7 protein-coding genes and 1 pseudogene are annotated in these 8,824 nt (G+C 69.2%); all 8 read left to right on the top strand.

The genetic code is table 11. The annotated features are described in order from the left end of the window. The first annotated feature begins 287 nt into the window (after positions 1–287). Positions 288–989, top strand: a complete 702-nt coding sequence (locus tag VF536_RS03225; RefSeq protein WP_331613343.1) for a PEP-CTERM sorting domain-containing protein — start codon at positions 288–290, stop codon at positions 987–989. 10 nt (positions 990–999) lie between these two features. After that, on the top strand, positions 1,000–2,916 hold the full coding sequence (locus VF536_RS03220) for a S8 family peptidase (protein WP_331613342.1): 1,917 nt from the start codon (positions 1,000–1,002) through the stop codon (positions 2,914–2,916). A gap of 303 nt (positions 2,917–3,219) precedes the next feature. After that, positions 3,220–4,314: an EpsD family peptidyl-prolyl cis-trans isomerase gene (locus VF536_RS03215; RefSeq protein ID WP_331613341.1), complete on the top strand. Its 1,095-nt coding sequence runs from the start codon at positions 3,220–3,222 to the stop codon at positions 4,312–4,314. Beyond that, positions 4,311–5,177, top strand: coding sequence for a polysaccharide export protein EpsE (gene epsE, locus VF536_RS03210; RefSeq protein ID WP_331613340.1), 867 nt, complete (start codon positions 4,311–4,313; stop codon positions 5,175–5,177). Before VF536_RS03215 ends, epsE begins: the two co-directional genes overlap by 4 nt. Before the next feature lie 63 nt (positions 5,178–5,240). Beyond that, entirely contained in the window at positions 5,241–6,653 is a 1,413-nt protein-coding gene (gene epsF / locus VF536_RS03205; RefSeq protein ID WP_331613339.1) for a chain length determinant protein EpsF, read from the top strand. Further along, positions 6,653–7,558: a polysaccharide biosynthesis tyrosine autokinase gene (locus tag VF536_RS03200; RefSeq protein ID WP_331613338.1), complete on the top strand. Its 906-nt coding sequence runs from the start codon at positions 6,653–6,655 to the stop codon at positions 7,556–7,558. Before epsF ends, VF536_RS03200 begins: the two co-directional genes overlap by 1 nt. 95 nt (positions 7,559–7,653) lie before the next feature. Next, positions 7,654–8,580, top strand: a complete 927-nt coding sequence (xrtB, locus tag VF536_RS03195; protein ID WP_331613344.1) for an exosortase B — start codon at positions 7,654–7,656, stop codon at positions 8,578–8,580. Positions 8,581–8,601: 21 nt separating this feature from the next. Beyond that, positions 8,602–8,824: pseudogene (locus VF536_RS03190) on the top strand (hypothetical protein); the annotation flags it as partial.

Raw genomic sequence — 8,824 nt, 5'->3', positions numbered from 1 at the left:
GACGCCCGGACGCCCGGACGCCCGGACGCAAGGCGAGGGGGTGGATGTCATACGACCCGGGCTAACCCGGAGTCGGCCCGCTTTACACCCCCGCGTCGCGGGGATCCCCCGTGTATCGGGGTGTACGGCGCACGGCGCTCGCAAGTGCCGATGCCATCGGGGTTTTCTGCGAGGTACCTCGAAAGTTCGTGACACTTGGCACAGCTTGTGCATCGTTCCCTCTGTTCAGCACCGCACCGAGCGTGGTTGTGCCGCGCGGGGTGTCCAACCTTTCAGGGGAACGTCCGATGTTCACGCGAATCAAGAGCTTCAAGAGCCTCAAGAACACCTGGCTGCCGATCGCCGCCCTGGCCCTGGGCGCGGCGACGTCCGCACAGGCCGCCGCCGTCTTCAACGAGGGCGGCACCGATGCCGGCGAGACCCTCGGCACGGCCAAGACCTTCCTGGGCAGTGGTCCGATCGATGCGATCCGGGGCACGACCGACGGCGACGCGGACCTGTTCGCGATCTACCTGACCGCGGGCACGGCGTTCTCCGCCACGACCACCGCGTCGGGCATCGACTACAACTTCTTCGACACGGTCCTGTACCTGTTCGACGCGGCCGGCAAGGGCCTGATCGGCAACGACGACGACGGCGACGTCGGCGGCTCGCAGTCGACGCTGAGCAACTACATCCCGACCGTGAGCGGCCTGTACTACCTGGCCATCACCGGCGCGGGCTACACGCCGGTGAGCGGCGGCTCGGCGATCTTCCCGTCGCTGCTGGGCCAGGGCGGCAACGTCGCCGCGATCGGCGGCTCCGGCCCGCTGACCGGCTGGAGCAGCCTGACCAACGAGTTCGGCGACTACGAAATCCAGCTGGTGGGCGCGAGCGCCTCCGCGGCCTCCGACGTGCCCGAACCCGGCAGCCTGCTGCTGGCCGGCGCCGCCCTCGGCGTGGCCGGCCTGATCCGCCGCCGCAAGCCCGTCACCACCGTTCAAGCCTGAGGAGCCGCCCATGACGACTTCCAACCGCATCTCCCGCACCGCCCCCCGCCTGCGCGTCCTGAGCGCGCTGCTGGCCCTGGCCGCCTGTGGCGGCGCCTACGCGCAACACGCCAAGCTCGACGGCGCGCTGTCCGACCTGGTCGACCAGCAGTCGCGCCGCCAGCTGCGCTCGCTGGCCGTCGACACCGATGAGATCAAGCCCTACGTCAAGTCGCTGTCCGACGCGCAAGGCCGCGTGCTGGTCGACATCTACCTCGAAGCCGGCACCTCGATCGACGACTTCAAGGCCCAGCTCGAAGCGTCCGGCGCGCAGGTGACCGGCGTCAACCGCGCGTTCAACAACGGCGCGATCTCGGCCTACGTGCCGACCTCCGCGCTGGCGGCGCTGTCGGGCACCAGCGGCCTGCACCTGGCCAAGCTGACGCGCCGTCCGCACAAGAACGTGGGCCTGACGACCTCGCAAGGCTCGACGGTGCTGCGCAGCAACGTCGCCAACGCCGCCGGCTGGACCGGCGCGGGCATTACCGTCGGCGTGCTGTCGGACTCCTATGACGCCTCGCCGCTGAGCTTCACCACGGTGCGCGCGGCCAACGACATCGCCTCCGGCGACCTGCGTCCGCCGAAGTGGGTCCTCGACATCGGTGCCGACCCGAGCAACACCGACGAAGGCCGCGCGATGATGCAGATCGTGCAGGACGTGGCCCCGGGCGCGGACCAGTGCTTCGCCACCGCCTTCGCGGGTGAGGCCGCCTTCGCCGACAACATCCGCCGGCTGCGCACGGAAGCGGCCTGCCGCGCCGACGTGATCGTCGACGACGTCTTCTACTACGACGAACCCTTCTTCTCCGACGGCCAGGTCGCGCAGGCGGTCAACGACGTCGTCAACAGCACGACGCTGGCGGGCCGTCCGGTGTCCTATTTCTCGTCGGCGGGCAACCAGGGCTCGGCGGGCGGTGGCGGCGCGATCGACGTGCCGGTCGCGACCTTCTCGACCACGCCGACCAACCTGGGCAACGTCAACCTGGCGTCGCTGAACACCTGCACCAGCTCGCCCGCGTCGGGCAGCACCAAGGCCAACGTGGCCGGCGGCTTCCTGGACTTCGGCGGCGGCACCTACGCGCTGCCGGTGAACTACAACGGCGCGGGCTCCACGCTGCTGCTGCAGTGGGACGACCTGTTCTACCAGGGCAAGGTCACGACCGACCTGAACTTCTACCTGATCAACGCCGCGGGCAACTGCGTCTTCACCTTCGCGACCAACAACATCGCGGCGGACTTCGGCGAGGAGATCGTCGGTCTGTCGGGCGGCGCCAGCGGTACCTACCGCATCATGGTCGGCCGCACCAGCGCCGGCACCAAGCTGGCCTCGCGCGTGCGCCTGGTCAGCCTGGAAGGCTGGGGCGGCGCGCCGTTCCAGGTGCGCAGCGGCCCGACGACCTTCGGCCACAGCGCGGCGTCCGGCGCCAACAGCGTCGCGGCCTACCGCTACAGCTTCCCGGCGACGCAGCAGAACCCGTTCATCCCCGCGTTCGAGAGCTTCAGCAGCCCCGGCCCGGTGACGATCGCGTTCGACGCCGCCGGCAACCGCCTGGCGGTGCCCGAGACCCGCAAGAAGCCTGACTTCGCCGCGCCGGACGGCGGCAACACGACCTTCTTCTTCCCGAACTCGGATTACGAAGGCGACGGCTTCAACAACTTCTTCGGCACCAGCGCGGCCGCGCCGCACGCGGCGGCGGTGGCGGCGCTGATGCTGCAGAAGGCCGGCGGTCCCGGTTCGCTGACGCCCAAGCAGATCAAGAGCCTCCTGCAGACGACGCCGGCGGCGCGCGTGATCCCGTTCTCGGGCGGCGCCGCGGTCAAGGGCTGGAGCCTGTACGACGGCTTCGGCCTGATCGACGCGGTGAATGCGCTGAACAAGCTGCCCTGACCGTTCCATCGCGCGCCTGCCGGCGCGTGAGCGGGCCCTCGAAGGCCGCCGTCCGCAAGGTCGGCGGCCTTGTCGTTTCGGCGTGCCCGCCGAGCGATGCGACGCTCACCCGCTGACGGCTTTTTCACGTCGTTGCAATGACGCGCCGACTGGCGTTTCCAAGCGCGTCTTTACAGGGAGAACCCCCCTTGTTCACGGGGGCCTCGACGCCCCGGCGAGCCAGCCCGGGACCCATTCTTGCTATGGACCCCTGCGAACCCGGGATGGGGGCCACGAGGCCCGCCGCAACGGGGTAGTCCCGTCATGGTGCAGGGCTACACTCGCCGCTCGCGTACGCGTAGAGCACCCCTCAAGGGGCCGCCGGACAGACACAACATCAAGGTCGACACCATGCTTGCGATGAGGACTCGGGATCACGGAATTCAGGCGCAGAAAACCGCGCCGGCGCTCGCCGTCTGCACGGCCGTCCTGGCCGCTGTTTTGCTCGCCGCCTGCGGCGGCGGCAGCGGCGCCAAGGCCTCGCAGACCGCGGCCAAGGTGAACAAGGAAGAGATCACCGTCCACCAGATCAACTTCGTCCTCCAGCGCCAGCCCAACGTCAAGCCCGAGCAGGTCGACGCCGCCTCGCGCCAGATCCTCGAGCGCCTGATCGACCAGGAACTCGCCGTCCAGAAGGCCCAGGACCTCAAGGTGGATCGCGATCCGCGCGTGGTGCAACAGATCGAAACCGCAAAGCGGGAGATCATCGCCAGGGCCTATGCTGAACGCATCGGCGAGACGGTGGCCAAACCGACGGACCAGGAAATCAAGCAGTACTACAACGACAAACCGGCACTTTTTGCCGAGCGTCGTATCTACAACTTGCAGGAAATCAACATCGAGGCGAAGCCGGATCAGTTCGAAGCGATCCGCGCCAAGCTGCAGGGAGCCAAGACCCTCCCCGAATTCCTCGAAGCGCTCAAGACCGACAACTTCAAGTTCGTCGGCTCCCAGATCGTGCGCTCGGCCGAGCAGATCCCGCTCAACAACCTCGACGCGATCGCCCGGCTCAAGGACGGCCAGTTCATCATGAACGGCCAGCCCAACGGCATCACCGTGCTCTTCCTCGCCGGCTCGCAACGCCAGCCCGCGACCGAAGCCCAGGCCCGCGCCTCCATCGAGATGTTCCTGTTGAACCAGCGTCGCGCCGAGCTGGTCGCCAAGGACATCAAGGCCATGCGCGACAACGCCAAGATCGAATACGTCGGCAAGTTCGCCGACATGGCGGCCTCCGCGCCGGCCTCGACCTCCACGCCCGCGGCCCCGGTGCTCGCACCCGCCGCCTCCGACACCAGCCCCACCGGCGCCAGCGGCCCGGTGGACAACAGCGCACTTTCCAAGGGCCTAGGCATCAAATGAAACATCAGCGTCGCTTCCCGATCCTCGCCATCGCCGCCCCGGCCCTGCTGGCCGCGGTGCTCTCCACCAGCACGCTCGCGCAGACCGCGCAGCGTCCCGCCACGCCCGCGCCGGTCGCCCTGGCCACCGGCGGCGCCGCGGAGTACCGCCTCGGATCGGGCGACGCCCTCAAGATCACCGTGTTCCAGAACGCGGACATGGCCCTCGAGACCCGTGTCTCCGAAGCCGGCACCATCAGCTTCCCGCTGCTGGGCGTCGTGCGCATCGGCGGCCTGACCGTCAGCGAGGCCGAGGCGAAGATCGCCGACGGCCTGAAGAAGGGCAACTTCGTCAAACAGCCGCAGGTGACCATCCTGGTGATCAAGGTCGTGGGCAACCAGGCCAGCGTGCTGGGTCAGGTCAACCAGCCGGGCCGCTACCCGCTGGAAGTCTCCGACACGCGCCTGACGGACCTGCTGGCCAACGCCCGCGGCGTCGCCTCCTCCGGCAGCGACACGCTGGTGCTCAGCGGCGCGCGCGGCGGCAAGCCCTTCCGACTCGAGATCGACCTGCCCACGCTGTTCGGCCCGAACGGCCGCGAGCAGGACATCGTCGTGCAGAACGGCGACGTGCTGTGGGTGGACCGCTTCCCGATGGTCTACATCTACGGCGAGGTGCAGAAACCCGGCCAGATCCGCCTGGAGCGCGGCATGACGCTGCTGCAGGGCCTGGCCGCCGGCGGCGGTCTGACGCTGCGCGGCACCGACCGCGGCATCCGCGTCCACCGCAAGGACGACAGCGGCAAGGTGCAGGAGATCAAGCCCGCGATGGACGAGTCGCTGCGCAACGGCGACGTGATCTTCGTGCGCGAGAGCCTGTTCTGACGGTCCGGGTCCGGCTTTGACGATGTGTAGTGCCGGGCCTCGGGCCCGGCGAAGGAGTGCAGGGTGACGCCCAGCAAACTGATGTCCATCATTCGCGCCCGCTGGTCGCTGGTGCTGCTCGTGGTCGCGCTGACCACGCTGACGGCGCTCGGCGTGAGCCTGATGCTGCCCAAGCGCTACATCGCGACCGCCTCGGTGCTGGTCGACGCCAAGCCCGATCCGGTCTCGGCGCTGATCTACCCGGGCATGGCCTCGCCGGCCTACATGAACACGCAGGTCGACGTGATCTCCAGCGACCGCGTGGCACTGCGCGTGGTGCGCGACCTGCGCCTGACCGAACTCCCCGAACTGCGCCAGCAGTGGCAGGAGGCCCAGCTCGACGGCACCATGGAGCAGTGGCTGGGCGACGGCCTGCGCGGCAACATGGACGTCAAGCCGTCCAAGGAAAGCAACGTGCTGATGGTGACCTACAAGTCGCCGTCGCCCCAGGTCGCCGCGACCATGGCCAACGCCTTCGTCAAGGCCTACCTGGCCACGACGCTGGACCTGCGCGTGGAACCCGCGCGCCAGTACGCCGGCTACTTCGACGTGCAGGCCAAGACGGCGCTGGAGAAGCTCGAGTCCGCGCGCGCCAAGCTCTCCGTCTATGAGCGCGAACACGGCATCCTCGCCAGCGACGAACGCATGGACGTCGAGACCGCCCGCCTGTCCGAGCTGTCCTCGCAACTGGTCGGGCTGCAGGCGCAGTCCTCCGAGTCCGGCAGCCGCCAGGGCCAGGCCGCGCGCGGCGCCGAGACGCTGCCGGACGTGCTCGCCAACCCGGTGGTGTCGCAGCTCAAGTCCGACGTCAGCCGCGCCGAGGCGCAGCTGCAGCAGCTCAGCACCCGCTACGGCGACAACCACCCGCAGGTGGTCGAGGCCAAGGCCTCGCTGGCCGATACCCGCGCGAAGCTGCGCACCGAGATCTCGCGCGTGACCGGCGCGGTCACTGCGACGAACAACATCAACAAGCAGCGCGAGTCCGAGACCCGCGCCCAGCTCGAGTCGCAGCGCGAGAAGGTCGCCAAGCTCAAGCTGGCGCGCGACGAGGCCAGCGGCCTGATGCGCGAGGTCGAGAGCGCCCAGCGCGCCTACGAGAACATCACCACGCGCCTGAACCAGACCAGCCTGGAAAGCCAGACCACGCAGAGCAACGTCAACGTGCTGACCGAGGCGACGCCGCCGCGCGCGCCGGCCTCGCCGCGCGTCGGGCTGAACACGGCGCTGGCCTTCGTCGCGGGCCTGATCCTGGCGATCGGCCTGGCGCTGCTGCTGGAGCTGCGCGACCGCAAGGTGCGCGACGCCGACGACGTGATGGCGGTGCTGCCGCTGCCGATGCTGGGCGTGCTGCCCGCGCCGGGCAAGCGCCAGCCGAGCGGCCTGGCGTCCAACGAGCGCCGCCTTCTGGGACACGCGACCCCTCGGGGGGCCGCGTGATGTCCGACATCAAGGAACCCCTGGCCTACAGCAAACCCGTGGACGCACCCAACAAACCCGCCGGCGGCGTGCATGACCGCTCGATCGGCGCGATCATCGCCGAGACCCGCAACCTCAGCGCCGACCAGGTCGAGCGCGTGCTGCAGTACCAGCGCGAGCGCGGCATCCGCTTCGGCGAGGCCGCCGTGGCGCTGGGCTACGCCAACGCCGAGGACGTGCTGGAGGCGCTGTCCAAGCAGTTCCACTACCCCTACGCGCCCAACGAACGCAAGGTCCGCAGCCCCGAGCTGGTGGCCTTGAACACGCCGTTCTCGTCGCAGGCGGAAGTCTTCCGCGGCATCCGCAGCCAGATCATGATGCGGCTGTACCGCGAGGGCGAGGCGCGCCGCGCGCTGGCCATCATCAGCCCCGACACGCTGGACGGCAAAAGCTACTTCACGGCCAACCTGGCGGTGACGCTGGCGCAGCTGGGCGGCCGCACGCTGCTGGTCGACGCCGACCTGCGCCGTCCGCGCCAGCACGAGATCTTCGATGTCAACAACCAGGCCGGCCTGTCCTCCATCCTGTCCGGACGCAGCGAACCGCGCGTGATCCAGCAGGTGGAGGGCATGAACAGCCTGTTCGTCCTGCCGGTCGGCGCGGTGCCGCCCAACCCGGTGGAGTTGCTGGAACGCCCCGCCTTCGGCATGCTGATGCGCGAGCTGGCCGGCAAGTTCGACCACGTCATCGTGGACACCTCGGCCGGCCAGTACGGCGCGGACGCGGCGATCGTCGCCGCGCGCTGCGGCGCGGCGCTGGTGCTGGCCCGTCAGAACCAGTCGCGCGTCGTCGCGCTGCAGGAACTGACCGACAGTCTCGACGGCGTCGCCACGACGCTCATCGGGACCGTCATGAACCAATACTGATTCAGGGCCGCAGAGCCTTCGATGGAGACACGTCCGGCCCCGGCCGGCGTGTCTTCGCTTGTCTTGACGCTTCAGCAGGGATCGCAGTGAAAGTGATGTCGCGCAATCTCTTCGCCCAGTCTTCCGGCAGTCCGGGCCGCCTCGGGCCCGGCTTCTGGGCCGCCAACCGGGTCGCGCTGCTGGTGCTCGCCGCCGGGCTGCTGGCGCTGTACGTGCCCACGATCATCGACTTCATCCACGGACCGTGGCGGGGCGACCGCAACTCCCACGGGCCGATCGTGCTGGCGCTGTCGGCCTGGTACTTCTACTTCCAGACGAAACGCCTGGCCGGGCAGGGCGAGACCTTCCAGGCCCGCCCCGCGCCCATCCTCGGCTGGACGGTGCTGCTGCTGGGGCTGGCTGCCTATGTGCTGGGCCGCTCGCAGCAGCTGGCCATCCTGGAGCTGGGCTCGCTGCTGCCGGTGCTGCTGGGGCTGGCGTTCGTGCTGTTCGGCCCCGGCCTGGCCAAGCGTTACTGGTTCGCCTTCTTCCTGCTGCTCTTCGCGGTGCCGCTGCCGGCGTCCATCGTCGACTTCATCACCCAGCCGATGAAGATCGCCGCGTCCTGGGGTGCGGAACACATGATGTACCTGCTCGGCTATCCGGTCGCGCGTGCCGGCGTGATCCTGCAGATCGGCCCCTACCAGCTGATGGTGGCCGATGCGTGCGCGGGCCTGAACTCGCTGTTCACGCTCGAGGCGCTGGGACTGCTCTACATGAACGTCGTGCGCCACGAATCGGTGTTCCGCAACATCACGCTGGCGATCCTGATCGTCCCGATCTCGTATTGCTCCAACGTCGTGCGCATCCTCATCCTGGCGCTGCTGACGTACCACATGGGCGACGACGTGGGGCAGGGCTTCATGCACGAGTTCTCCGGCATGGCGCTGTTCCTGACGGCGCTGATGCTGATCGTCGTCGTGGACGGATTGCTGCGCCAGCTGTCGCTGCGCTGGTTGCAACTGCGCGGCCGTGCCGCCTGAAGCCCGAGCCGGGAGAAACCGATGACCACGAATTCCACCGTGCCGATGCCGCCCGTGGCGCCCACCCCGTCCGGCGCACCGCCGAACCGCCTCCCGCGCCTGCCGCTGGGGGTCTGCATCGCGGGCGTCGTGCTGATGCTGGTCGCGGCCGGCGGCGCCTGGCTGGCGACGCCGCGGCTGCAGGCCATGCAGGGCGCGCCCAGTCTGGACGCCGCCGTGCCCAAGGCCTTCGGCGACTGGCGCG

Source organism: Roseateles sp. (genome assembly GCF_036486225.1).
In the GTDB taxonomy this organism is placed as follows: Bacteria; Pseudomonadota; Gammaproteobacteria; order Burkholderiales; family Burkholderiaceae_C; genus Roseateles.
This window is presented reverse-complemented; position numbering and strand designations above follow the sequence as displayed.

Bases quoted from the DNA above. Each gene is read 5' to 3' on its own strand.
- VF536_RS03225 (WP_331613343.1), top strand. From the start codon at position 288: ATGTTCACGCGAATCAAGAGCTTCAAGAGCCTCAAGAACACCTGGCTG.
- VF536_RS03220 (WP_331613342.1), top strand. From the start codon at position 1,000: ATGACGACTTCCAACCGCATCTCCCGCACCGCCCCCCGCCTGCGCGTC.
- VF536_RS03215 (WP_331613341.1), top strand. From the start codon at position 3,220: ATGGTGCAGGGCTACACTCGCCGCTCGCGTACGCGTAGAGCACCCCTC.
- epsE (WP_331613340.1), top strand. From the start codon at position 4,311: ATGAAACATCAGCGTCGCTTCCCGATCCTCGCCATCGCCGCCCCGGCC.
- VF536_RS03200 (WP_331613338.1), top strand. From the start codon at position 6,653: ATGTCCGACATCAAGGAACCCCTGGCCTACAGCAAACCCGTGGACGCA.
- xrtB (WP_331613344.1), top strand. From the start codon at position 7,654: ATGTCGCGCAATCTCTTCGCCCAGTCTTCCGGCAGTCCGGGCCGCCTC.